This is a genomic window from Mesorhizobium sp. WSM4848 (genome assembly GCF_055811375.1).
The window spans coordinates 25522-49158 of the sequence record NZ_JBVVPX010000017.1; the positions used below are offsets into that span (position 1 = coordinate 25522).

The window sequence follows — 23637 nt, forward strand, 5'->3', positions numbered from 1 at the left end:
GGCCGGTCCGCCATGACCTTATCCGGCGGCAGCATTCCGGGGCTTCCCTAAAGCGCCCGGCTATGCTCGCAGATGCCCCCGTGCCGTCGCCAGCGCCTAACTTCGAGGAGACCGATGCTGGCGAGCGCGTAGAGGAGTCGCGACAGACGATCGGGCTACTTTGAGCCCAAGGCTGTCAGCAGTCACCACGCTGCCACCGAGCCGGGCGAAGATGCCAAGGTCCAGCGCGGCGCGAAGCGCCAAGGCGGAGGGCACCGCTGCGAGAGGCTCGTGCACGTCGCGCCAGCGTCGTGGATGCACGAAGGAGCGTGTTATCGCAATGTCATTATGATAAACTCGTTCCCCGCCGAAGGAGGCGTCGATGGCCCTGAGAGGCCAAATGAACGTTGCAGTTTGGCTCAAGAGCTTGGGCCTGGAGCAATATGTTCCGGTTTTCGACGACAACGCAATCGATGCCGAAATCCTGCCCCGCCTCACCGCCGAAGACCTGAAAGAAATTGGGGTTGGCGCGCTTGGCCACCGCAAGCGAATACTTGAGGCGATTGCCGCGATGGAAGGCCGGCCGGAGATAGTGTCGGCGAAGCCGGCTTCGGCCTCACCAATTCTGATGTCGGCTTCGGTTGAGCGGTTCGGCGAACCTGGACGCCCCCGGGAGGCGGAACGGCGGCAACTGACGGTCATGTTTGTGGATCTCGTCGGTTCTACGGCGCTCGCGACGCGGCTTGACCCCGAGGAGATGCGCGATCTCCTGAGGCAGTTCCAGAATACCACGGCTGGCGAAGTCCTTCGCTTCGAGGGGCACGTCGCGAAGCTCATGGGCGACGGTGCGTTGGCCTATTTCGGTTGGCCGCAGGCGCACGAAGACGAAGCCGAACGCGCCGTCCGTGCGGCGCTTGCCGTAGTGAGCGCTGTCAACGATCTGTCCGTCAAGGGCGGTCAGCAACTCTCAGTTCGGGTTGGGATCGCAACCGGGGTGGTGGTCGTAGGTGACCTCATTGGCATCGGGTCAGCGCAGGAGAACGCGGTCGTGGGAGAAACCCCCAATCTTGCCGCGCGGCTCCAGGCCATCGCGGAGCCGGGAACGGTAGTCATCTCTGAGCTTACCTATCGACTTATCGGAAACCTGTTCGAGGTGACCAGCATTCGGCCGCAGAAGCTAGCAGGGTTCGACACGCCCGTCAGCGCATTCAAAGTGATTGGAGAGGGCCGCGCAGAGAGTCGGTTCGAAGCACTTCATGCAGACGAATCTGCGCCGCTTGCCGGGCGCGAACACGATATCGCCTTGCTGCTCGACCGGTGGCGGCTCGCGGCGTCCGGTGAAGGACAAGTAGTCGAGCTGTTCGGCGAGGCTGGCATTGGCAAGTCCCGTATTCTGCAAGAGCTGCGGGAGCACTTGAAAGACGAGGCACACACGCGACTGCGGTACTACTGCTCCCCCTATCACGTAGAAACCGCCCTTTATCCTGTCACGGATCAGTTACTCCGAGCCGGGGACATAAGGCGGACCGACCCGCCCGACCGTCAGCTTGACTCTCTCGAGCAACTTCTCGCCGGTTCGACCAAGTACCCAAACGAGGCAATACCGCTGATCGCCGCATTGCTGTCCATCCCGACTGAGGGGCGCTATCCCAAGGTCGATCTTATGGCGCAAAAACAGAAGACGCGCACGTTCGAGTTGCTGATCGAGCAACTAGAGGCTCTTGCCCGCAACCAACCAGTGCTGATGCTGCTTGAGGACGCGCATTTTCTAGATCCGACCTCGGCCGAGCTATTCGACCAAATCGCAGGCCGGATTCAGCAACTACCTGTACTGCTGATTGCAACTTCGCGACCGGAAGGCGCAGTCCGCTGGAGTGGTCTCCCGCATGCGACATTTTTGACGCTCAATCGGCTCAGCCGCGCCCAGGCGGCCTCTATCATTGCGGCGATGACAGGGGGCAAGCAGTTGCCGGCCGCAGTGCTGGACCAGATTCTGTCCAAGACCGAGGGCGTTCCGCTATTTGTCGAAGAACTGACCAAGGTCGTCCTTGAATCAGGCCTGCTTCAAATGCGCGATGGAGAGCTGGTTCTGGCTGGCCCGCTACCTCCGCTGGCGGTTCCAGCGACGCTCCACGACTCGCTGATGGCCCGCCTCGACCGTTTGGATTCTATCAGGGACGTGGCGCAGGTCGCAGCAGTGATCGGGCGCGAGTTCACCCACGAGCTGCTTGCCGCAGCCACGGGCCTTCCTGAATTGGAACTTGAGCGCGCAACGAATCAGTTAGTCACGTCGGGCCTTGTTTTCCGCCGTGGCAGTGACAGTCAAGCGAGCTATGCCTTCAAACATGCACTTGTGCAGGATGCGGCGTACAGCAGTCTGCTGCACAGCCGCCGTCAGCAGCTGCATGCTCGGATCGCCTTAATTCTCGAGGAGCGCTTCCCCGAAATCGTAGCCACGGAACCCGAATTGCTTGCTCACCACTTTGGTCAGGCGGGCCTTTTGGAGAAGGCTGTCGAGTACAATGAACTGGCCGGGCGCCGAGCGCTTTCGCGCTCGGTCCTGACGGAGGCGCTCGCCCGATTCGACAACGCCCTGAGCGGGCTTTCGGCGCTACCCCCATCCGAAGAGCGTTCGCGCCGGGAACTTTCAATTCAGCTGGCGCTTGGCAGCACGCATGTTGCGGCACATGGCTTCGCCGCACCTCCAACAGCAGAGGCCTATGGTCGGGCGCGCGAACTCTGTGAAGAGTTGGGCGAGACGCATCAGCTCTTTCCGGTGCTTTACGGCCTATCCCTTTACCACATCTATGCTGCCGAATTTACTGAGGCACGTAGCGTCGCGGATCGCCTGCTTGAATTGGCGGAAGCGGACAACGATAGCGGGCTCTCCTTTTTTGCTCATCGGGCAGCCGGTGTCAGTGCGTTTCCTGCCGGCGAGTTCACCCGCGCCCGGATCCATCTGGAGGAGGCGCTTGCCCTTTACGACCCCCGAGCGCACAGATCGCCGGCGTTTGTTTACGCCTTCGATCCGCGGGTCGTGTGCCTGGTCTATCTCGCCCGCACATTAATGCCGCTCGGGTTTCCCGATCAGGCTCTGGCGGCCAACGACGAGGCGGTTGCTGAAGCGCATCGTGTGGATCATCGCAACAGCCTCGCGCTGCCGCTATTCTTCGGCGGCGTTATCCGCCAGATCATTGGCGATCACGAGGGCGTCCAGGAACAGTGTTCAGAATTGACCCGCATCGCCAGCGAAGCCGGATTCCGCTTGTGGCTCGCCGGCGCCACAATCTTGAGCGCCTGGGCGATCGCCGATGCGGGCGATTTCGATCGTGGCCGCCTGGAACTCCAACGAGGTCTCACTGAGTGGCGCGCGACTGGCGCAGAATTCATGGTTCCTTATTTCATCGCCCTTCAGGCGCAAATCGAGGTCAGAGCCGGCGATCACGATGCTGCACTCCTTCTGCTCGAAGCAGCGCAAGCAGGGATTGAGCGCACTAAAGAGCGTTGGTTTGCGGCCGAGATACTGCGTCTGCAGGGGGAGGTACTGCTGCAACTTGGGGAGGACAAAACCGCAGATTCGAGGGACCGCCTCTTGGACGCACTGGCGACGGCCCGGGCTCAGGGAGCGCGTTTTTGGGAACTGCGTGCTGCACTGAGCCTCGTGCGAGCCGACTGTCCCGCGCCTGGCGCGCGCGAGCGGCTCGCACTGATTTATTCCGGGTTTACTGAGGGCCTGACGTTGCCTGACCTGCAAGCAGCACAGACGCTCGCAACAACGAATGAAGGCCTTCGGGCCGCGAATTGATTGGGAAGGCGATAAACAAGGTATCAGCGACGAAATTCAGCGGGCAAATGATGGCTGGAATTCGGCCTTCAACAGCGGCAATGCTGACGCAGTAGCTGCACTGTATACACAGGACGCGATCGTGTTGCCATCCACTCACGCAGTCGTCAGGGGAACGAGCGCAATCAAAGAGTTCTGGAATGGATTGATCTCAGCTGGAGTCAAGGATCATCGCATCGAGATGATCGATGCGCTGGCTGTCGGCGACATTGCCTATGCAACAGGGAAATGGTCGGCTAACGCTTTGGGCGAAGGCGGTGAAACGCAGCGCTATGAGGGAACTATCGTCACGATCTTCAGACGCCAAGGCGATGGATCTTGGAGGGCCTGCCTCCACACTTGGAACTGAGGCTGCGCCGTCGCTCATCAGGCATCCAAACCTTCGCGGTTCAGCGGCCGCAGCGGGTTTTTGTCCCGTTTCGGTGACGTCCGCTCCCAAGATGCCATTCCGTCTCGGGACGGCCGCTCAGGGTCCCAGGGTCAAAGTGGACCTCGACAACGGCGCGGCACATTGTGTTGACTGCTACCGCGCGATTTCGCGATGGCCCCCGGGCAGGCGCGTGGCGATGAGCTTGTCGATGCGGCGGCCGTCGAGATCGACGACTTCGAAGCGCCAGCCCTGCGCATCGACGCATTCGCCGGTCGTCGGCAGATGGTGCAGATGCGCCAGCACGTAACCGGCGACGGTCTCGTAGTCGCGGTTCTCGGGCAGGTCGATGCCGAGAACGTCCGCCATCTCGTCGGCCTGCATGTAGCCGGCGAGAAGCCATGAGCCGTCGTCACGCTTGACGGCGTTTTCCTCGTCGCCGGCGTCGAGGTCCGCCCGGAAGACGCCGGTGATGGCTTCCAGTATGTCAGCCGGGGTGACGATGCCTTCGAAATGGCCGTATTCGTCATGGACCAGCGCCATCGGCACGTTGGACTCCTTGAGCGTCGAAAGGACATCCAGCGCGTCGGCCTGGTCATGGACGATGGGAGCGGTGCGCACGTGCCGGCGCGGGTCGAGCGCGCGACCGCCGAGCATCGCGGCCAGCACGTCGCGGGTCTGGACGACGCCGATCATGGCATCGACACTGCCATCGCCGGCCGGCAGGCGCGAATGCTGGGTCTCCATCAAGAGTTTTCGGATCGCCGCGTCGTCGGACTGCAGGTTGATCCAGTCGACCTCGGTGCGCGGCGTCATCACCGCGCGGACGGCGCGGTCGCCGAGCCGCATGACGCCGGCGATCATGCGCCGCTCGTCGGATTCGATGGTGCCGTGATGCTCGGCCTCGGCGACCAGCATCTTGATCTCCTCGTCGGTGACCTTCTCCTCGCTTTCACCTCGTTGACCAAGCAGCCAAAGCATGGCGCGGCCGGAAATGTCGAGCAGGAAGACCAGCGGCGCCGAGACGGTGGCGAGGATGGTCATCGCCGGAGCAACCCTGGCGGCGACGCGTTCGGGATCGCGCAACGCGATCTGCTTGGGCACCAGTTCGCCGATGATCAGCGAGAAGTAGGTGATGAGGGCGACGACGATGCCGACGCCGATCGGATCGGCAAGACTTTCCCGAATACCGGTTGATGCCAGGAACACGGACAGCCGATCGCCAAGCGTGGCGCCGGAAAAAGCGCCGGACAGAACGCCGACCAGGGTGATGCCGATCTGCACCGACGACAGGAATTTGCCGGGATTGGCGCCGAGCGCCAATGCGCGGCCGGCGCCCTTGACGCCGCGGTCGATCATCGCCTTGAGACGGGCCGGCCGTGACGAGACAATGGCAAGCTCGGACATTGCCAGAAGGCCGTTCACGCAGATGAGGACGACCACGATAGCGATTTCAGCGTAAAGCATGCGGGGTCAATAGCATTGCGGCCCGGTCTTCGAAAATAGACGGCCGTCATTTTTCATGCCGGCGGGCGCGACCATCTCATACGGCATCCCATGGCGGCGACGAAAAATGCTCGATCACGGCGACGATGAGCCGGCGGCCGGCCGTTCGTCTTCGCTACGGCAGCTGCCGCAGCACGCCCACCACTGCCTTGCCATCGGTGAAATAGGGATCGCCGCCGCCATTGCGCCCGGTCTTTGTCGCACCGATGCCTGATATCTCGCTGGTCGAGATCAGCATGCCTGCGGCAGACAGGTCGCCGACCAGGAAGTCGCGCTCGGCGTCGATGTCGGGACCGATATGGTGGGTGACCTGGCCGGTGTCGTGGCTGAGGCCGACGCCGCGATCGAAACTTGCCGCACCCAGCCAGAGCGGCCGGCCATCGTCTCCGGTCGCATCGGTCTGCCAGAAGCGGACGTGATGACGCCGGTCGGCACTGTCGCCGACCGGCTTCTCGAAGGCCAGATCCTGTGCACGGCCTTCGAAAACCAGCCGGCTGACCGGCGCGTCGGGATAGGGCCGATCGAACAGCACGCTTTCGCCGATCTCGATCGCGGTCTCCAGCGTGAGGGCGTCGGCCGTGTCCCATCCGGCGACGGCGAAGGCATGGACCAGCTCTTTTTTGGTGCCGACGAGGCCGACATTGATCGGATCGCCCGCAATGCCTTGCGGCGTGTGCGTCACCATCTCGAAGCGCTGCGTGCGGAAATTGCGGTCGCGCAGGCTCCAGAATTCCGGCGCGGCCAAATAGGCGAGCACGAGATAGCCGGCACAGAACGCCACCAGCCAGATCGTTGCGCGTCGTCGAAGACTTCGTCGGCTCATGCGAAAGCTAAATGCCCAGTCTACCTGGCCAGAGCTTACCACGCCTTCGTCATTCTCGGGCGGAGCAGGAGCGAAGCGACGTTGCGAAGACCCGAGGATCCATGACAATGACACCCTCGCAAGGCGCGGCGACCCAGAACTGAGCACCCTCCGTCGAGTTCCTTCGCACCCCCCTCTGTCCTGCCGGACATCTCCCCCGCAAGGGGGGAGATCGGCAGTTTCCGCCTCGGCGTCTCTTCTTCAAGGTCGGAGATTGGCGAAAGCATTCGCGGCATCCAATCTCCCCCCTTGCGGGCAGGGCTGTCCGGCAGGACAGAGGGGGGGTACTGTCCCTCCAGCGTTCCGAAAGATCCCGCACAGCAGGTAACAACGATGGCGAAGCGATAACGGCTTCGGCAGCTGGAAAACTGCCGTCTAGCGGCAGGCGCGGTAGCCGTTCTTGCGGTTCTTGATGTCGAAATGGAAATGGTTGCGGTGGTCGTAATTGTAGCCGGGGCCGAGCACAGTGGTGAAATACTGGCAGCCGTCGGCGCGCACGGTGTTGAGGAAGCCGCGGGTGCGGAAGGCGAACAGGCCGGGCTTGCGCACGTCGATCTCCTTGCCATTGCCGAGCTCGATGCTCATGACATCGAGGGCGTTGCCCTTGCCGTGCTCCGACAGCGTGCCTTCGCCGGCGATCCTGCGGCAGGAATAGCTCGAGCCCTGGCGAATGGTCCTGACGCCGGAGAAATAACGCCAGCGGGCGGACGGGACCAGTTCATTCCTGGCCCAGCCGGCGAAGGTGGCGGCCATGTCGCAGGTCAGCGTCGCGGCCGGCTGCATCCGGATGCTGCCGATGGCCGAGATCTTGACCGGATAGTCGATGCCGCACTGGCCTTCGCGGATCGGCGCAAGGTCGGTGTAGACGACGCCCAGGCGCTTCAAATCCTGGCGGCACTCGACCTCGCTGGCCGGCATCTGTTCGGTCGGCGCCATCGGCTCGTCCATGCGCGGATAGGCGGCGGTCATGTAAGGGTTGGACGGGACGAGGCGCTGCATTCCAGCGTACTTTGGGACAGCTGATGTCTGGCTGCCGACATCGACGGCCGGTTCCAGCGAAAGCACGCTGCCGGTGGTGCAGGCCGAGATCGCTGCGATGGCAAGCCCGCCGGCAATCATGCACGCGCGTCTCACTTGCCGCACGGCGACAGACGCAGCGCGAAATATCCCGGCCATTGGCAGGTTCCCGGTCCCCGAGCCGATCAGGCTCTATGTCATCGTTTGATCATGATCTTTCTCCGAAAACCGCATCCCACTTTTCGGGGTCATGATCAGATGAAACGGAGCTTACCCGTCAACAGTAAAGGAAAAATCAGCGGCTGCGTTTACGGCTGCGGCCAAATTGCGGCGCGTCGGTCCGGAACCATATCACTGGCAAAAGGTGCCGCCGTTGCGGCGCGGTGCAAGATCGAGATGGAGATGCAGCGAATGATCGGCATCGCTGCCCGGGCCAAGCACGGTCTTGAACGGTCCGCAGGCTGCCTTGCGTATTGCGTTCAGGAATTTCGCCTCCTTTTCCGGCGGCGCCGGGCGGATGTCGATCCTCCTGCCGTCCGAAAGCGTGAAGCTGGCGATGTCGAGCGCGTTGCCGAAGGCGTGCTCCGACAATTTCCCGCCGCCATTGCGGTGTCGGCAGACGAAAGCGGATGCCTGGCCGACCGATTTCAGTTCGGCGCCGAGCTCGGCCTTGGCCGCCGGCTGGACGATATCGGTCGCGAAGCGCACGGCGGCCTCGGCCATCTGGCAGTTCAGCTCGGTTTCGGGGTTGATATCCAATGACTTGCCCAGCGTCTTCAGCACGATCGGATAGGGGATCGAGCAGCCGATCGCCGCATCGTGCTCGGCCTTGCGCTCCTCGAAGCCGACGCCCATCGACATCAGCCGCCTGCGGCAGGCCAGTTCCTCGTCCGGCATTTTCTCCTGCGGCACAGCGGCCGAGCGCGGGTCGGGAGGGATTTTTTTCTCCGGCGCTTGCGCCGGCTTCTCCGGTGGTTTTGGCGCGGCGGCCGGTGGTTCCGCCTCGGCGGGCTTTTCGGTCGGCGTCGGAGCGACCGCCGGCGGCTCCGGCCGGGCTTCCTGATGCTGGTCCGACTTCTGCTGGTTCAGCGTGTCGGTCGCGGGTTGATCGGGCTCCGGCGCATTGGCAGGGCGCGGCTCGGGGATCGGCACGTCGGCAGGTGCGGCTTCTTGCGCTGATTGCGACTGATTGAGCTCCGGGACGGGCACGTTATCGGGCAATTCCGGAGCTTGAGCCAGGGCCGCTCCTGCGGACAGCATCGCCGCCGCCAAAGTCAGCGCCAATCTGATCAATCCGGTCAATCTGATCGATGTAGGAGGGGACAGCGCCGCCATTCGCCCTTAACGGCGGGGGAATGGGGAAGTTGCCTGAACGAGAGTTTTGGCCGATCACAAACGGTAACCGCGGTGTTACGCACCGATCGCTTCCAGCCCTTCCTCCAGCCAGTCCGCCAGCAGCGGCATGCCGAGCAGGTATTTCGCCGTGCGCTTGTTGGCGCGCTCGCGCGCGGCCGCCAGCGCGTCGGCCCATTCCGAAGCGTCATAGTCGCCGCGGCCAACCCAGGCGAGTGCGACGAGTTCGGCCGCCTCGTCGACATTGAGGTCGTTGATCAGTTCGCGCAGCTCTTCTTCGGTGAGGTCTTCGGAACGTTCCTCGACGAGACCGTCATGATGATGGTTGTCATGCGCCTCGCCATCGAGTTCTACCTCGTGCTCGGCGCCATCGGCATAATCTTCGTTGACGGCGGCGCTCAACGCCTTCGCCTTGAGGATGAACAGGCGCACGGTGTCGGGACCGATCGAAAGCTCCCACTCTTTTTCAAGGCGCCGCTGCACTGGCCGTCTCCGCATACTCCGTTGGCGTTTGCTGGATGATAGCGGATTTGCAGCGCTCGTCACGTTTTGTTCGGCGCTTCTATTTTCCGACTGGCGCGGATCGTTGAAAAAGCTTTCACTGGCCATGACTTTTTTCCGGGATGAAACGGCTTTTGCCCGGCGTTAGTCTTGCATTGTCATGCTTCAAGGAGAGTTCGATGCGCAGACGATTGCTGATCCAGGTTCTGGCGGTTGCCGCCCTGCCGCTGTTTGCTGTCCCGGCGTTTTCGGCCGGTGAAGGTGGAGGCGGTGGAGGCGGTGGAGGCGGTGGAAACGGTGGTGGCCAGACCACGCAGTGCAAGAAAGGCATGGTCTGGGACAAGAAGCTGAAGAAATGCGTTGCGCCCAAGCAAGGCATGCTGGACGACGACAACATCTATGAAGCCGGCCGCGCGCTGGCGATGGCCCGACGTTATGACGAGGCGATTGCCGTGCTCAGCCTGGCTGCGGACAAGCAAGACCCTCGCATCCTCAACTACCTCGGCTATTCGCACCGCCATTCCGGACGCATCGCCGTCGGTCTCGGCTATTATGAGGAAGCGCTGCGCATCGATCCTGATTACACGCTGGTACGTGAATATCTCGGCGAGGCGCATCTGCAGATCGGCGATCTCGCCGGCGCCCGGGAACAGCTCCGCGAGATCGAAAAGCGCACCGGCAAGGGATCTCGTGAATACGGCATGCTGTCCGAGCAGATAGACCGTTTCATGAAGGGCTGATTCGAAGCCCGAACCACACCGGCTGTGAGCAATCGCAGCCGGTTTTTATTGCGGCTCGCCCGGCCAGCCGGGCTGCCGTGACGGCATTTCCGCAAATGGCGGGCGAATTTTTCAAAACCGATTTTTTGGCGTGAAAAACCCGCGAAGATTGCTATATTGAAGGAAATAGCGGTGATACGGTTCCGTTAGCCCGAGGCTGCCGGACCGTTTTCTTTTTGTACCCATCGACAAGGTCGCTCCCGGAACACGGGGGCGGCGGCAGGAAAGGTCAGGCATCATGAACAAGGTCCCGATGACAGGCGAGGGGTTCGCGTCATTGAAGGAAGAACTGCGCTGGCGCCAGCAGGAAGAGCGGCCGCGCATCATCGAAGCAATCTCCGAAGCGCGCTCGCACGGCGATCTTTCTGAAAACGCGGAATACCACGCGGCGAAAGAGGCGCAGAGCCTCAATGAGGGCCGCGTCAACGAGCTCGAGGATTTTATCGCCCGCGCCGAGGTGATCGACATCACCAAGCTCAGCGGCGAAAAGGTCAAGTTCGGCGCGACCGTGGTGCTGGTCGACGAGGACACGGAAGAGAAGAAGACCTACCAGATCGTCGGCGACCAGGAAGCGGACGTGAAGTCCGGCCGCATCTCGATCTCCTCACCGATCGCGCGGGCGCTGATCGGCAAGGAAGTCGGCGATGCCATCGAGGTCAACGCGCCAGGCGGTGCACGGGGTTATGAGATCGTCCAGGTGCAGTTCATCTGAGGTGCTGAACGTCGCTATTCCAATCCAGGAATGGCGCTGCCCCTCATCTGGCTGCCGCCATCTTCTCCCCGTATAGTGACGGGGAGAAGGACGCCGTCATAGAGGGTTTCGCTTAATCACCAGCGTTGCAGAACGGGCGCCGAGGTTCGCGTTCAGCCCCTTCTCCCCGTCACTATACGGGGAGAAGGTGCCGGCAGGCGCATGAGGGGCGGCGCCGACCTTTCCGATTGAATTGATTGAACAAATCAATTCTCGCCGGCACCGGCCTGACTATGCGCTTGGCTTTCAAGCAGCCTCTCTGCCTCTGCCAAAACCTCCTGCGGCGCGATACGACTGCCGGGTTTGGCCAGCAGCGTCGACGAGAACGGCCCGCGCGGGCCGGTCAGGCCGGGTTCTGTCGCCACAAACACCGCGACGGTCGGCAGGCCGAAGGCACTGGCAAGGTGGGTAAGGCCGGTATCGGCGCCGATGATCAGCACCGACCGGCCGATGATCGCGGCGATCTCGGCAAGCGGTGATTTCGGCACCAGCACGGTCTGTGGAATGGCTTGGGCGATCGCCTCGGCAACCGCCTTTTCCCTGTCGTTCGACCAGGTGGTGGCCGGCGTCATTCCTCTTTCCACGAGAAGCCGGGCAGTCTCGATCCAGTTGCCGACCGGCCATTTCTTGTTCTCGCGGCTGGTGCCGTGCAGCAGGAAGGCAGTTTTTTCGCCGACAAAGGTCGAACCGCCGGCCGGCGGCACGATGCCGGACTCGAGCCTGGAAAAATCCGGTTCATAGCCGAGCGCCAGCCCGAACAGCCGCCTTGTGCGTTCTATCGCGTGCAGATCACGCGGCACAGCATAGCGGCGGACATAGAACAAAGTCGCCGAAGGCTCGCGACCGCTCGACCGGTCGAAGCCGGCGATCGGTGCCGCAGCCAATTTTGCTACCAGGGCCGACTTCAGCAATCCTTGCGCATCGATGACGAGGTCGTAGCGGCAATCACGCAAAGCGCGGCGCAATCTCGCCGCCTGGCGCCATGTGCTGCGGCCAAGCAGGCTAGTGCGCCAGCGCCGGATTGCCACGCTGTGGACGGTTGCGATCGACGGATGCAACGCCACGATGCCGGCAAAAGCCTCTTCCACACACCAGTCGAACGACACGTCCGGCCGCTTGCGGCGGGCATCCTCGACGGCCGGAAAGCTGTGGATGACGTCGCCCATCGAGGATGTCTTGACGATGAGCACCCTCATGCGGCGGCCGGCATTTCCAGCAGCCGTTCCGCCGCTGCCGCGACCTGTGCCACCTCAAGCGTGTTCAGGCAGTTGAGGTGGCCGAGCGGGCAGATTTTCCGATGGCAGGGCGAACAGGACAGGCCGAGCCAGACCAGTTCGCGCTGCTCGGCGAGCGGCGGCGTATTCTGCGGCGAGGTCGAGCCGTAGACGGCTACGATCGGCGTGCCGACCGCGGCCGCAACATGCATCAGCCCACTGTCGTTCGACACCGCAAGCCTGGCCGCGGCGATCAGGTCGATGGCGTCCTCCAGCCGCGTCTGGCCGGCGAGGTCGACAACATCAGGTGCAAGCGTGGCGATTTCCGCCGTTACGTCGGCGTCGTTCTTCGACCCGAACAGCGCGACCGCAAAACCTTTTTCCCTCATGTCGCGGGCAAGGCCGGCATAGCGTTCGCTCGGCCAGCGTTTGGCGGGGCCGAACTCGGCGCCCGGCATCAGCGCGACGAATTTTTCCGCCTCCAGCCCGAAGCGGCCCAGCAATGCCACCTGGTTCTTTGTGTCGACGGCGAGCTTGGGAGCATGGAACGTGCCGCCTTGCGCGAGGCCGAAATAAGCCTGCGCCGTGCGCCGTTTCGCATCGTCGGGCAAGGGTACGATATCGGTCAGCAGCCCGTAGCGCATTTCCTTGAGGTAGCCGACACGGCGCGGAATGCGGGCAAAGAACGGGACCAGCGCCGACTTCCAGCTTCCAGGCATGACATAGGCGATGTCGTAGTGGCCGCGCAGCAGGCGGCCGAAGCGCCTTCGCATGCGGAATTGCAGCGCGCCGGATTTCAGCGGCAGATCGACCTGTCGGCGTGTTTCGGGCATCCGCTTGACCAGTGGCGCCGCCCATGCCGGGGCCAGCACGTCGATCGCGGCGTTTGGGTGAAGCTCTCTCAGCGCCGAGAACAGGCACTGCGCCATCACCATGTCGCCCACCCAGCGTGGACCGATCACCAGGATCGTTGGGCTTTCAGCCATTCGACATAGTCTCTGACGCCGGTTTCCACTGTGCGAAACTGACCATTGTAACCGGCGGCGCGCAACCGGGACATATCAGCTTGCGTAAAACTCTGGTAGCTGCCCTTCAGGTGATCGGGGAAGTCGATGAACTCGATCTCGCCTTTGCCCAGCGCGCCGATCACCGTTTCGGCAATGGCGCGGAACGGCTGGGCTCGGCCGGTGCCGCAGTTGAAGATGCCGCTCGAGCCACGTTTCCACAACCATAGATTGATATCGGCGACGTCGCCGACATGGATGAAGTCGCGGCTCTGCTCGCCAGGCCCAAAACCGTCATAGGCGCCGAACAGCTTTGGGTTGTGGCCTTGCTCGACTTGGTTGAACAGATGGTAGGCGACCGAGGCCATGGCGCCCTTGTGCGCCTCGCGCGGTCCATAGACGTTGAAATAGCGCAGGCCGGCCACCGGCGAATGATCGGTATCGAAGACGGTGCGGCGGATATAGTCGTCGAACAGCTTCTTTGAGTAGGCATAGACATTGAGCGGGCGCTCGCATTCCGGCTCCTCGCGAAACTCGGCGCTGCCGCCGTAGACGGAAGCCGAGGAGGCATAGAGGAAAGGCAGCCGCAAGGCCAGGCAGGCATGCAGCAGCCGCTTCGAATAGGCGTAGTTCACCTCCATCATGAACTTGCCGTTCCACTCGGTGGTGGTCGAGCAGGCGCCCTGGTGGAAGACGGCCTCGATGCGGCCGAGGTCCCCGGCCTCTATCCGCGGCAGGAAATCGTCCTTGTCGAGATAATCGGCGATCTGCAGGTCGGCGAGATTGGCGATCTTGTGGCCGTCGGTCACGTCGTCGACGACGAGAATGTCGCTCATCCCTTCGGCATTGAGCGCGGCGACTATGTTTGAGCCGATCATGCCGGCGCCGCCCGTGACGATGATCATGCTGATAACCCTGACCTGCGGTTTGCTTGCCGATTCCGCCCCTTATAAGGGAGGCTGGCAGGCCTGTCGATAAAGCAGGCACGGAGGGCAGGGCCAATGACCGTTTCCGATCTGTACACAGAGGCTGGCCACAGCGCCGGCGCGCTTTCTTCAGCGCTGACAGTTAACGAAATCGGCGGTGGGAGCGCCCGCTCCCGCAGAAAAAGTTGATCCGCCAACCGGCGTTGGCTGTGGTCGGTTCGGAGCCTGCCGTTGCGCTGAGCCGAATTGCGGTATATCGGCTTCGCCATGAACGACCAGCCCTGCCAGTCCAGCGGTTTCACAGCATCGGGACCGGCTCTCATTGCACGTCGAAGATGACATGAGCGAGCAATACCTGCCTTCTCCCGAACCGCTTCACCGCGCCATCTCGCGGTTCGGCAACGTCACCGTGCTGGTGGTCGGCGACTTCATCCTCGACCGTTTCGTCAACGGCGTCATCGAGCGGATTTCGCCTGAAGCGCCCATTCCGGTGCTGCGCGGGCGTGGCGAAACCTCGGCGATGGGTGGCGCCGGCAATGTCGTCGCCAACATCGTCTCGCTCGGCGCTGCCGCGATACCGGTTTCGGTGATCGGCGCCGATCCGGCCGGCGACAATCTCATGCGCATGCTCGCCGAGCTTGGCGTCGACACTGGTGGTCTCGCGCAGGACTCCAACCGGATGACCTCGTCGAAAAGCCGCTTCAGCGCGCTCAACCAGCAGGTGCTGCGCTTCGACGAAGAGGAGATCAAGCCGCTGGGCGACGCGGAGCGGGCGACGCTGCTCCGGCTTTTCCGCGCCGGGCTGGCGCAAGCCGACATCGTCATTCTGTCCGACTACGGCAAGGGCATGTTGCTCGACGGCGTCGCCGACGAGCTGATCTCGATCTGCCGCGAGGCGGGAAAGCCGGTGCTGGTCGATCCCAAGGGCCACGACTATGCTTGCTATTCCAAGGCGACGGCGATCACGCCCAATCGCAAGGAACTTGGCGAGGCGGTCGGACGCGCGGTGTTTGCCGATGACGAGATCGTCGCCGCGGCGCGTGAGCTGATCTCGGCACATGGCTTCGATTTCGTCGTCGCGACGCGCAGCGAAAAAGGCATGAGCGTCGTCGACGCCGACGTTGCCCGCCACATTGCCACGCAGGCGCGGGAGGTGTTCGACGTTTCCGGCGCCGGCGACACTGTCATCGCTACGTTTGCGTTGGCTCTGGCTGCGGGCGCCGACCGCGTCATTGCCGCGGCCATCGCCAACGCGGCGGCTGGCGTGGTGGTGGGAAAGCGCGGCACCGCACGGCTGACGGTCGAAGAACTCACCGGCGCGCTGTTTCGCTCGCATGGACCGATTGCCCACAAGGATGCAATTCTCGATGCTGCTGCCGCCGCACGGCTGGTGGCGACGTGGAAGGACGAAGGCCTGAGCGTCGGTTTCACCAATGGCTGCTTCGATATCCTTCACGCCGGCCATGTCAGCCTTTTGCATGCGGCGCGCAGCCAGTGCGACCGGCTGGTTCTCGGCCTCAACAGCGATGCCTCGGTGCGCCGGCTGAAAGGGCCGGGACGCCCGGTCAACGACGAGCATGATCGCGCCTGCGTGCTGGCCGCACTTGCCTCGGTCGATGCCGTCGTCGTCTTCGAGGAGGACACGCCGCTCGCGCTGATCGAGGCGCTGAAGCCCGACATACTGGTCAAGGGCGCCGACTATACGATCGATCAGGTGGTCGGCGCCGAAATCGTGCAAAAGGCGGGAGGCCGCATCGTGCTGGTCGATCTCGTCGCCGGCAAGAGCACCACCGGCACCATCGGCAAGCTGCGCGCCGGCAGCACAAACTGAGGTTTTCATGTCCGAACTGAACGACTACCTGGTCCGCTCGGCGGCCGCGATCACCGCGATGGTCGAGCGCGACCTCACCGGTGAGATGGAGCGGGCGGTTACCGCCGTCGTCACCGCGCTTTCGCAGGGCAAGGCGCTGCTGATCTGCGGCAATGGCGGCTCGGCCAGCGACGCCATTCACATCGCCGGCGAACTGGTCGGCCGCTTCCTGAAGGAGCGTAAGGCCTACAACGTCATCGCGCTGCCGGCCAATGCGGCGGTGCTGACCGCCTGGGGCAATGATTACGGCTTCGACACGGTGTTTTCACGCCAGGTCGAGGCGCATGGCGCCGCGGGTGCTGTGCTGCTCGCCATCTCGACCAGCGGCAACTCGGCCAGCATCCTCGCCGCCGCCGAACAGGCGCGCATGATGGACATGACGGTAATCAGCCTGACCGGTGACAGCGGCGGCAAGCTCAAGCCGCTCTCCGACATCCTGCTCAACGTGCCCTCGACCTCGACACCGATCATCCAGCAGGGGCATCTGTGCCTCTATCATCATCTGTGCGAAATGGTCGAAGCGCGCCTCTGTGATGGCTGACACCGGCCCGGTCCTGAAGTCTGATCATTACCCGCTCGAAGCGCCGGGCCTGTGGGTCGAGCGGATCGGTAGCCCGGTTTTTCCAGCTGGCACGCCGGCGTTGTTCCTCGACCGCGACGGCACCATCAATGTCGATAGCGGCTATCCCAGCGATCCGGCTGACATCGTGCTGCGGCCGCAGATGCTGCCAGTGATCCGAACGGCTAACATCGCAGGCGTTCCTGCGATCGTGGTCTCCAACCAGTCAGGCATAGCCCGCGGCTATTTCGGCTGGCCGGAGTTCGCAGCGGTCAATGCCCGGCTGCTGGCGCTTCTCGAAGTGCAGAATTGCCGGATCGATCTGGTGCTCGCCTGCGCCTACCATTCGAGCGGGACGGGCGAATTGGCGGCAGGTGATCATCCGATGCGCAAGCCCAACCCGGGCATGCTTCTGCGCGCCCGCGATCTGCTGCGCGTGGATATCAGCCGATCGATCATCGTCGGCGACAAGGCCGATGACATGGAAGCCGGGCGGCGAGCCGGGCTCTGCGAGGGTTGGCTGGTGAACGGCAGATCCAATCGGACTTCCGGCGAAGGCATGTTCAGGACGCGCAACCTGACGACCGATAACGATCACAGCAAACTCTGCGACGCCATCGCCGAGCTCGGCCGGGATTAAGGTCTCACTTCGCTGAAAGCCACTAGGCCCTCGTCCTTGACGCGACGGATGGTCAGTGCCGTCCGCACCGTGTCGACATTCGGCGCCGAGGCCAGTTCCTCGATGACGAAGGTCTGAAAGGCGCCGAGGTCGCTCGCCACGCAATGCAGCAAAAAGTCGGATTCGCCCGACACCATCCAGGCATCGCGAACGATCGGCCAGCCGCGGGTGCGTTCCGCGAAGGTTTTCAGCTCCGCGTCGGCCTGGTGATGTAGGCCGATGAGGCAAAAGGCAACGACGTCCAGGCCGAGCGCCGGCGCATTGAGCAAGGCGCGATAGCCGCGGATGATGCCGATCTCTTCCAGGCGCCTGACGCGACGCAGGCATGGCGGCGCCGAAATGCCGACGCGGCCGGACAATTCGACATTGGTCATGCGCCCGTCGTGCTGAAGCTCGCGCAGGATCTTCCAGTCGATGGCATCGAGATCGGCTTTGAGCGGCATGGATACCTTCGGCGCTTCACGCAAGAATCTTTCGTGATTTTGTAATTAAACCACTTTGGTGTCCATTCCATCCCCGGTGATTTTCGGGCAATCGTGCGTCAGGATGTTCATGGATCGTCTGATTGTGCCGAAGCTTTCCGGGGACGAAGGCCAGGTCGTCTTGCTGGCGCCGTCTGCAACACCTAGATTAGGGCCGAAATCGATCCCTGTGCCGGACGCTTCATTGGCGTCCGGTTGTTGTGAAAGCCCTGATATGACGTCCAAGCACGCACCCGTTCTCATCATCGGCTCCGGTCCCGCCGGCTATACGGCGGCAATCTATGCCGCCCGCGCCATGCTGAAGCCGATGCTGGTCGCCGGCCTGCAGCAGGGCGGCCAGTTGATGATCACCACCGATGTCGAAAACTATCCGGGCTTCGCCGATCCGATCCAGGGTCCGTGGCTGATGGAGCAAATGCTGAAACAGGCCGAGCATGTCGGTACCGACGTCATCAACGACATCATCACCGAGGTCGACCTCAACGTGCGGCCGTTCCGTGCCAAGGGCGATTCCGGCGCCACCTATACCGCCGACGCACTGATCATCGCCACCGGTGCGCAGGCGAAATGGCTGGGCATCCCGAGTGAACAGACTTTCATGGGCTTCGGTGTATCGGCCTGCGCCACCTGCGACGGCTTCTTCTATCGCGGCAAGGATGTCGCGGTGATCGGCGGCGGTAATTCGGCGGTGGAGGAGGCGCTTTACCTTTCCAATCTGGCCAAGAGCGTGACGGTCATCCACCGGCGCAGCGACTTCCGCGCCGAGCGCATCCTCAGCGAGCGGCTGTTCAAGAAGGACAATGTCCGCGTCATCTGGGACACCGTCGTCGACGAGATCACCGGTCAGTCCGGCAAGATGCCGCTGCCGCCGTCGGTGGAAGGACTGAAGCTGCGCAATGTTGTGACCGCCCAGGAGATGCATCTGACGGTCGACGGCGTGTTCGTCGCGATCGGCCATGCGCCGGCGGTCGAGCTGTTCGCCGGCAAGCTGAAGCAGAAGCCGAACGGCTATCTGTGGACGGCGCCGGATTCGACCTGCACCGACGTGCCGGGTGTGTTCGCCGCCGGCGACGTCACCGACGACATCTACCGCCAGGCAGTGACGGCGGCGGGGCTCGGCTGCATGGCCGCGCTCGAGGCGGAAAAGTACCTCGCCGGGATCGAAGTTCACCGCGAAGCGGCGGAGTAAGGAAGCGGCCGAGAAAGCCGCGCAAAAGCCTGATTTTTCATTCAGACGCCAGAAAACAGAGCGAGGGGCATCATGGCGTTGGACTGGGACAAGCTACGCGTGTTTCATGCTGCGGCGGAAGCTGGGTCGTTCACCCATGCCGCCGAGACACTGCATCTGTCGCAATCGGCGATCTCGCGGCAGGTCAGCGCGCTCGAACATGATGTCGGCGTGCCGCTGTTCAATCGCCATGCCCGCGGCCTAGTGCTGACCGAGCAGGGTGAGATGCTATTCCGCACGGCGCATGACGTGCTGATGAAGCTGGAGACGATCAAGACGCGGCTGACCGAGGCCAAGGATCGGCCTTCCGGCGTGCTCAGGGTAACGACCACAGTTGGGCTCGGTGCCGGCTGGCTGACCGAGCGCGTGCAGGAATTCATCGAGCTCTATCCCGAGATCAGCCTGCAGTTGATCCTGGCGAACGAGGAACTCGACCTCACCATGCGCCGGGCGGACTGCGCGATCCGACTGCGCCAGCCGCAGCAGCCCGATCTCATACAGCGCCGCCTGTTCACCGTGCATTTCCATCTCTACGCCGCCCCTTCCTACGTCAACAAATATGGCAAGCCGGCGTCGATCGCCGAGTTGAAGAGCCATCGCATCGTCACTTTCGGCGTGCCGGTGCCGGCGCATCTGTCGGAATTGAACTGGCTGGAAACGGTCGGCGATTTCGAAGGCGGGCAAAGGGTGCCGACGCTTCAGATCAACGACATATTGTCGATCAAGCGCGCGGTACAGGGTGGCGCCGGCATCGCCATGCTGCCCGACTATGTGGTCAGCAAGGACTCAGGGCTGGTGCAGTTGCTGCCGGAGACCGAAGTGCCGTCCTTCGACACCTATTTCGCCTATCCCGATGCGATGAAGAACCAGGCGAAGCTGCATGTCTTCCGCGATTTCATCATCGCCAAGGCCCGAAGCTGGTCGTTCTAGGTTATATTCAGGTGATGCCGGCTTACGATACCTGCGCTTCCGGTACTCACGGACCCGACGTCCGCTCCGTTCCGGTTCTCGGAACCCACCATTCTCGACTCGGCCTGACCTAATCTCAACACACCCGAAACGGCGCAGCTCCGTTTCCCGACTCACCCGCGCCATGGCGTCAGGCGGGGCAGCCAGCCTGGAACGGCATGGCGGTAGGTCTCGTACTCGGCGCCATAGCGGCGGGCAAGCGTCGGTTCCTCATGGAACTTCACGAACGAGACCATGGCGACGGCGGCGATAGCGGCATAGGCGACGAGAGCCGCGCTCGAAAACAGCAGCGCCTGGCCAAGGATGATCGCCAGCACAGCCACATACATCGGGTTGCGGACATGGCGGTAGATGCCGCCGACAACCAGTCGCTCGGTTGGCGCGACCGGAGCGGGCGTGCCCAGGCCCTCGAAAGCAAAACGGGCGAAGGCATGAAGCAGCAAGGCCGTTGCGACGCCAATCAGGACCCAGCCGACCGGAACCAGGCCGGGCAGGGTCGACCATGGCAGACGATAGCGATCGGTCAACAGCCAGGGCAGCAATCCCGCGACCACACCGGGCGCTGCGATGAAGAACAGCGCGCTGCCGGCGATCGCCTGACGGGACCTCATCGGGGCTTCCTTGGTCGCGATTTTCGGGCCGATGCATGGTTGCCGCAAAAATAAACGCGCGCTGCCTGATTCGCCATCATTCGTTGTTTTCTGCGTTCTGGACCGAAAATCGGCGCTGATTGGCTATTTCGCAATGAGTTTCGCCTGACTGCACACCGCATTTCGACGATTCTTCTGGTCCTACGAGGCTAAGCAACGGGTTAGACCACAGCCTGTGTCATTTTGCATGCGAGTGTTGCAAAATAGATGCTTGTTTCTTGGGCATGATGAGCACATATATGGATCATCTCCTGGGCGCGTTCTCCTCCCATTAGCGCCCTCGAGTGTTCCCCTCTGGAGGTTAGCCTTAACAGGCACTTCCAATCAAACTCAGCCGGATCTTCGTTGATCCGGCTTTTTTGTATCCCGATCCCTGCCGACGCAAAGCCGACCGAAATTGTCATGTAACAGTGACATGTAACCTCAGGTAACATGTCACAGGCGCGCAGCATCGACTAAGCAGATCATAGGACGCGGTGTGGTTCGTGCGGGAGATGGGGGCATCACTCGGACGATCCGGGCTCAGGCGGCTACCGCGTCCGAACCATTCTTCCGCTGAGGCTGTCAAGCGTTGGCGGCATGTGCGGCGGACCTGCCGTTTCGCCTCCCACGAAGACGGTCCGCAAGAGAACGGCGTCCGGATCATTCCGGACGCCGTTTCCTTGTGTTCTGCAGCCTGACCGTCGCCAAGTTCAAGTGTCAGGCGGCCTTGCCATTGGCGTTCAACGCCTCGTCGGCAAGGCGGCCGGTGAGTTCGGCCATATGGTCGAAGCTGGCACGATAGCTGGCCACGCCCGCGGTGGCCGAACGCAGCTCGATGATCAGATCGCCGATCTCGGCCTGCGGCATGGTCGCCTCGACGACATCCCATCCCGGCCAGCCGGGCCGCGCATCGTAGCCGAGGATTTGGCCGCGCCGCTGCGGGATCAGGGCGATGATTTTCGATGTCGCGTCGGACGGCGTGACGATTTCCACCTTCATGATCGGTTCAAGCAGCACCGGCGAGCAGGCGGCCATGCCTTCCTTCATCGCCAGTTTTGCCGCCATCTGGAAGGCCATGTCCGACGAATCGACAGAATGATAGGAGCCGTCGGACAGGTTGACGGCGACGTCGACCACTGGAAAGCCGAGCGGGCCCGATTTCAGATAATCGCGCACGCCGGCCTCGACCGACTGGATATAGGTTTTCGGCACGGCGCCGCCGGTGATGGTGTCGGTGAACTGAAAACCGGAGCCGCGCGGCAGCGGCTTGATCTCGATCACCACGTCGCCGAACTGGCCATGGCCGCCCGACTGCTTCTTGTGACGGCCACGCTGCTGCGCTGCTTTGCGGATCGTCTCGCGGTAAGGCACGGCCGGCGGATGGCCTTCGACCGGAATCTGGTTCTTGCCCTCCAGCCGCTCGCGCACGACACGCAGATGCATTTCGCCATGGCCCGACAGCACGGTTTCAGCCGAATCCTGATTGTGGCGCACGCTGAGCGAGGGATCTTCTTCGGCAAGGCGATGGATGGCCGCCGACATCTTGACCTCGTCCTTGCGTTCCTTCGGTCGCAACGCAAAAGCAAAGACCGGTTGCGGCGGCGTCAGCGTGACCAAGGGCTTGATGCCGCCCTTGACCGAGCTCAAGGTCTGACCGGTCGTGACCTCGTCCATCTTGCCGAGCGCGACCGTGTCGCCGGCCGGGGCCGAGGTGAGCTTGGTCTGATCCTTGCCGAGCATTCTGTAGATGCCGGAGGCCTTTGCCGTCGCACCATTCGAAAGGAACAGCTCGGAGGCGTCGGCAAGCTGGCCGGACAGGATGCGCGAGATCGACAGCTTGCCGCCATGCGCGGTGTGGATGGACTTCATTACCTGGACCACGGTCGCGTTGCCGTCGGGTGCGTCGAGGCGCTTGCGTGTTGCTTCAACGTCAGGCGCGTCGTGGCGGATCGTTTTCAGCAGCCGCAGCACACCATTGCCCTTCTCGGCGGTGCCGATCAGCACCGGCGTCACGGCACCATCGCGCAAGTCGGCGGCCAGGTCGTCGAAGATGGCGTCCTTGGGCGGCTCGATTTCGTCGAGCAGCTGCTCCATCAGTTGATCATCATGGTCGGCGAGCGTCTCCAGCATGGAAAAACGCGCTTCGAGCTCGCGCGCCTTGTCGTCGCTGGGAATCTGGGCGACTTCGCTTTCGGCATATTCGCGATAGATGTAGGCGCGCTCCAGCGCCAGATCGATCGAGCCGATCACCACGCCGTCCTTGCGCAGCGGAATCTGGCGCAGCAGCAAAGGCACCGAGCTCGCGGGCTGCAACATCTTCAGCGTGTCGCGCACGCCTGATATCGCCTTGTCGACCTTGTTGAGGAACATGATGCGCGGCACGCCGAGATCGTCGAGCTTGCGCATGATCAGCTGCAGGGCAGGGATCTTCTTCTCATCGGCTTCGGCGACGACCACGGCGATGTCGCAGGCGGCCAGAACCGGCTCTGCCTCGAAGGAGAATTCGATGGAGCCGGGACAATCGACGAAAGTGAGTTGCTCGCCCATGAAGTCGGTGGTGGCAAACGTCGCCTCAACGCTCATGGCGTGGGCGCGTGCCTCGAGCGAATGATCGGAAACTGTGTTTCCCGAGGAAACGGGATTCTGGCGGGGAATGGCGCCCGTGCGGGCCAATATGGCTTCGAGAAGTGTCGTCTTACCGCTTGCAAAGGGACCGACTATGGCGATGCATTTCGGTCCCGTGCGTCGTCCTCCGGCGCGAGTTCCCATGACAGACCTCCACTCAGGCGTTTCCCTGGGAGCGGCGGCCGGCCTGTCGACCGTCGCGGGCGGGGCTTTTTTCAGTTTGCCACCTACCCAAAGGCATCGTCCCACGGGTTCGCCTGGAGGGCAAGTGATTTGCAGATCGGTGATTTGCAGATCGGGTGATTTGAGGATCGCCTGATGTCGCGGATGTTGAGCAGGCGAAGCCGTCGGATGCGGGCCTGGCCTTCCCATCAATCCCGCGACAGGAACCGTCGCCGAACGACCGCAAAAGCGGTTGCGCCATCATGGTTATCGGATGAAAGTGCCCCTTCCTGCGACAAAAAGGAGCGGTCGTCGCCGACCGATCCGC

General features: G+C 62.7%; 20 protein-coding genes. 9 read left to right on the forward strand and 11 right to left on the reverse strand.

The window, feature by feature from the left end; translation table 11 throughout:
• Nucleotides 1–379 precede the first annotated feature (379 nt).
• Together AC0L16_RS17010 and AC0L16_RS17015 are read left to right on the forward strand one after the other, a co-directional pair.
• A complete protein-coding gene (locus AC0L16_RS17010; protein ID WP_473622084.1) occupies nucleotides 380–3784 on the forward strand; it encodes an adenylate/guanylate cyclase domain-containing protein in 3405 nt (1134 codons plus the stop codon).
• The gene (locus AC0L16_RS17015; RefSeq protein WP_473622085.1) at nucleotides 3759–4172 is read left to right on the forward strand and encodes a YybH family protein; all 414 of its coding nucleotides are present in this window, start codon (nucleotides 3759–3761) and stop codon (nucleotides 4170–4172) included. Before AC0L16_RS17010 ends, AC0L16_RS17015 begins: the two co-directional genes overlap by 26 nt.
• A 174-nt stretch (nucleotides 4173–4346) precedes the next feature.
• On the opposite strand, the gene AC0L16_RS17020 is transcribed toward AC0L16_RS17015, so the two are convergent.
• The 5 genes from AC0L16_RS17020 to AC0L16_RS17040 form a co-directional block, all read right to left on the reverse strand.
• Entirely contained in the window at nucleotides 4347–5657 is a 1311-nt protein-coding gene (locus AC0L16_RS17020) for a hemolysin family protein (RefSeq protein WP_473622086.1), read from the reverse strand.
• A gap of 154 nt (nucleotides 5658–5811) precedes the next feature.
• Nucleotides 5812–6519, reverse strand: coding sequence for an LssY C-terminal domain-containing protein (locus AC0L16_RS17025; RefSeq protein ID WP_473622088.1), 708 nt, complete (start codon nucleotides 6517–6519; stop codon nucleotides 5812–5814).
• Between the two features lie 414 nt (nucleotides 6520–6933).
• The gene (locus AC0L16_RS17030) at nucleotides 6934–7734 is read right to left on the reverse strand and encodes an extensin-like domain-containing protein (RefSeq protein ID WP_473622089.1); all 801 of its coding nucleotides are present in this window, start codon (nucleotides 7732–7734) and stop codon (nucleotides 6934–6936) included.
• Nucleotides 7735–7926: 192 nt separating this feature from the next.
• Nucleotides 7927–8910 (reverse strand): extensin-like domain-containing protein, encoded by a 984-nt coding sequence (locus tag AC0L16_RS17035; protein WP_473622090.1) that lies wholly within the window; start codon nucleotides 8908–8910, stop codon nucleotides 7927–7929.
• Nucleotides 8911–8985: 75 nt separating this feature from the next.
• Complete coding sequence (locus AC0L16_RS17040) at nucleotides 8986–9411, reverse strand: DUF3775 domain-containing protein (protein ID WP_473622092.1); 426 nt, start codon at nucleotides 9409–9411, stop codon at nucleotides 8986–8988.
• 197 nt (nucleotides 9412–9608) lie between these two features.
• Here AC0L16_RS17040 and AC0L16_RS17045 point away from each other — a divergent pair, with 197 nt between their 5' ends.
• Both AC0L16_RS17045 and greA read left to right on the forward strand, forming a co-directional pair.
• A complete protein-coding gene (locus tag AC0L16_RS17045) occupies nucleotides 9609–10169 on the forward strand; it encodes a tetratricopeptide repeat protein (protein WP_473622093.1) in 561 nt (186 codons plus the stop codon).
• A gap of 277 nt (nucleotides 10170–10446) precedes the next feature.
• Nucleotides 10447–10920, forward strand: a complete 474-nt coding sequence (gene greA / locus AC0L16_RS17050; protein ID WP_023799806.1) for a transcription elongation factor GreA — start codon at nucleotides 10447–10449, stop codon at nucleotides 10918–10920.
• A 245-nt stretch (nucleotides 10921–11165) separates the two neighbouring features.
• Here the strand turns inward: greA and waaC are convergent, their stop codons facing one another.
• From waaC to rfaD, 3 genes are read right to left on the reverse strand one after another with little or no spacing between them, the layout of a single operon-like run.
• On the reverse strand, nucleotides 11166–12155 hold the full coding sequence (gene waaC / locus AC0L16_RS17055) for a lipopolysaccharide heptosyltransferase I (protein ID WP_473622094.1): 990 nt from the start codon (nucleotides 12153–12155) through the stop codon (nucleotides 11166–11168).
• Entirely contained in the window at nucleotides 12152–13159 is a 1008-nt protein-coding gene (gene waaF / locus AC0L16_RS17060; protein WP_473622096.1) for a lipopolysaccharide heptosyltransferase II, read from the reverse strand. Before waaF ends, waaC begins: the two co-directional genes overlap by 4 nt.
• Nucleotides 13132–14082, reverse strand: coding sequence for an ADP-glyceromanno-heptose 6-epimerase (gene rfaD, locus AC0L16_RS17065; RefSeq protein ID WP_473622097.1), 951 nt, complete (start codon nucleotides 14080–14082; stop codon nucleotides 13132–13134). The genes waaF and rfaD overlap by 28 nt, the downstream gene beginning before the upstream one ends.
• A gap of 361 nt (nucleotides 14083–14443) precedes the next feature.
• Here rfaD and rfaE1 point away from each other — a divergent pair, with 361 nt between their 5' ends.
• From rfaE1 to AC0L16_RS17080, 3 genes are read left to right on the forward strand one after another with little or no spacing between them, the layout of a single operon-like run.
• Complete coding sequence (gene rfaE1 / locus AC0L16_RS17070) at nucleotides 14444–15934, forward strand: D-glycero-beta-D-manno-heptose-7-phosphate kinase (RefSeq protein ID WP_473622098.1); 1491 nt, start codon at nucleotides 14444–14446, stop codon at nucleotides 15932–15934.
• Between the two features lie 7 nt (nucleotides 15935–15941).
• Nucleotides 15942–16514 (forward strand): D-sedoheptulose-7-phosphate isomerase, encoded by a 573-nt coding sequence (locus AC0L16_RS17075; RefSeq protein ID WP_473622099.1) that lies wholly within the window; start codon nucleotides 15942–15944, stop codon nucleotides 16512–16514.
• Nucleotides 16507–17172, forward strand: coding sequence for a D-glycero-alpha-D-manno-heptose-1,7-bisphosphate 7-phosphatase (locus AC0L16_RS17080; RefSeq protein ID WP_473622101.1), 666 nt, complete (start codon nucleotides 16507–16509; stop codon nucleotides 17170–17172). Before AC0L16_RS17075 ends, AC0L16_RS17080 begins: the two co-directional genes overlap by 8 nt.
• Here AC0L16_RS17080 and AC0L16_RS17085 read toward each other — a convergent pair.
• The gene (locus tag AC0L16_RS17085) at nucleotides 17169–17654 is read right to left on the reverse strand and encodes an Lrp/AsnC family transcriptional regulator (protein ID WP_473622102.1); all 486 of its coding nucleotides are present in this window, start codon (nucleotides 17652–17654) and stop codon (nucleotides 17169–17171) included. The two genes, AC0L16_RS17080 and AC0L16_RS17085, sit on opposite strands and share 4 nt — an antisense overlap.
• A gap of 253 nt (nucleotides 17655–17907) precedes the next feature.
• Here AC0L16_RS17085 and trxB point away from each other — a divergent pair, with 253 nt between their 5' ends.
• Together trxB and AC0L16_RS17095 are read left to right on the forward strand one after the other, a co-directional pair.
• Nucleotides 17908–18882: a thioredoxin-disulfide reductase gene (gene trxB, locus AC0L16_RS17090; protein ID WP_473622103.1), complete on the forward strand. Its 975-nt coding sequence runs from the start codon at nucleotides 17908–17910 to the stop codon at nucleotides 18880–18882.
• 72 nt (nucleotides 18883–18954) lie between these two features.
• Nucleotides 18955–19851 (forward strand): LysR family transcriptional regulator, encoded by an 897-nt coding sequence (locus AC0L16_RS17095; protein WP_077379869.1) that lies wholly within the window; start codon nucleotides 18955–18957, stop codon nucleotides 19849–19851.
• Between the two features lie 152 nt (nucleotides 19852–20003).
• On the opposite strand, the gene AC0L16_RS17100 is transcribed toward AC0L16_RS17095, so the two are convergent.
• Together AC0L16_RS17100 and AC0L16_RS17105 are read right to left on the reverse strand one after the other, a co-directional pair.
• Nucleotides 20004–20501, reverse strand: a complete 498-nt coding sequence (locus tag AC0L16_RS17100; protein WP_473622105.1) for a methyltransferase family protein — start codon at nucleotides 20499–20501, stop codon at nucleotides 20004–20006.
• A 738-nt stretch (nucleotides 20502–21239) separates the two neighbouring features.
• A complete protein-coding gene (locus AC0L16_RS17105; protein WP_473622106.1) occupies nucleotides 21240–23291 on the reverse strand; it encodes an elongation factor G in 2052 nt (683 codons plus the stop codon).
• Nucleotides 23292–23637 lie beyond the last annotated feature (346 nt).

What these genes read in the sequence shown, in the direction of transcription:
- AC0L16_RS17020 (WP_473622086.1), bottom strand. Translation starts at nt 5,657, where the DNA reads ATGCTTTACGCTGAAATCGCTATCGTGGTCGTCCTCATCTGCGTGAAC.
- AC0L16_RS17025 (WP_473622088.1), bottom strand. Translation starts at nt 6,519, where the DNA reads ATGAGCCGACGAAGTCTTCGACGACGCGCAACGATCTGGCTGGTGGCG.
- AC0L16_RS17030 (WP_473622089.1), bottom strand. Translation starts at nt 7,734, where the DNA reads ATGGCCGGGATATTTCGCGCTGCGTCTGTCGCCGTGCGGCAAGTGAGA.
- AC0L16_RS17075 (WP_473622099.1), top strand. Translation starts at nt 15,942, where the DNA reads ATGTCCGAACTGAACGACTACCTGGTCCGCTCGGCGGCCGCGATCACC.
- waaC (WP_473622094.1), bottom strand. Translation starts at nt 12,155, where the DNA reads ATGAGGGTGCTCATCGTCAAGACATCCTCGATGGGCGACGTCATCCAC.
- AC0L16_RS17080 (WP_473622101.1), top strand. Translation starts at nt 16,507, where the DNA reads ATGGCTGACACCGGCCCGGTCCTGAAGTCTGATCATTACCCGCTCGAA.
- AC0L16_RS17100 (WP_473622105.1), bottom strand. Translation starts at nt 20,501, where the DNA reads ATGAGGTCCCGTCAGGCGATCGCCGGCAGCGCGCTGTTCTTCATCGCA.
- AC0L16_RS17105 (WP_473622106.1), bottom strand. Translation starts at nt 23,291, where the DNA reads ATGGGAACTCGCGCCGGAGGACGACGCACGGGACCGAAATGCATCGCC.
- greA (WP_023799806.1), top strand. Translation starts at nt 10,447, where the DNA reads ATGAACAAGGTCCCGATGACAGGCGAGGGGTTCGCGTCATTGAAGGAA.
- waaF (WP_473622096.1), bottom strand. Translation starts at nt 13,159, where the DNA reads ATGGCTGAAAGCCCAACGATCCTGGTGATCGGTCCACGCTGGGTGGGC.
- AC0L16_RS17085 (WP_473622102.1), bottom strand. Translation starts at nt 17,654, where the DNA reads ATGCCGCTCAAAGCCGATCTCGATGCCATCGACTGGAAGATCCTGCGC.
- AC0L16_RS17010 (WP_473622084.1), top strand. Translation starts at nt 380, where the DNA reads ATGAACGTTGCAGTTTGGCTCAAGAGCTTGGGCCTGGAGCAATATGTT.
- AC0L16_RS17045 (WP_473622093.1), top strand. Translation starts at nt 9,609, where the DNA reads ATGCGCAGACGATTGCTGATCCAGGTTCTGGCGGTTGCCGCCCTGCCG.
- AC0L16_RS17035 (WP_473622090.1), bottom strand. Translation starts at nt 8,910, where the DNA reads ATGGCGGCGCTGTCCCCTCCTACATCGATCAGATTGACCGGATTGATC.
- trxB (WP_473622103.1), top strand. Translation starts at nt 17,908, where the DNA reads ATGACGTCCAAGCACGCACCCGTTCTCATCATCGGCTCCGGTCCCGCC.
- rfaD (WP_473622097.1), bottom strand. Translation starts at nt 14,082, where the DNA reads ATGATCATCGTCACGGGCGGCGCCGGCATGATCGGCTCAAACATAGTC.
- rfaE1 (WP_473622098.1), top strand. Translation starts at nt 14,444, where the DNA reads ATGAGCGAGCAATACCTGCCTTCTCCCGAACCGCTTCACCGCGCCATC.
- AC0L16_RS17095 (WP_077379869.1), top strand. Translation starts at nt 18,955, where the DNA reads ATGGCGTTGGACTGGGACAAGCTACGCGTGTTTCATGCTGCGGCGGAA.
- AC0L16_RS17015 (WP_473622085.1), top strand. Translation starts at nt 3,759, where the DNA reads ATGAAGGCCTTCGGGCCGCGAATTGATTGGGAAGGCGATAAACAAGGT.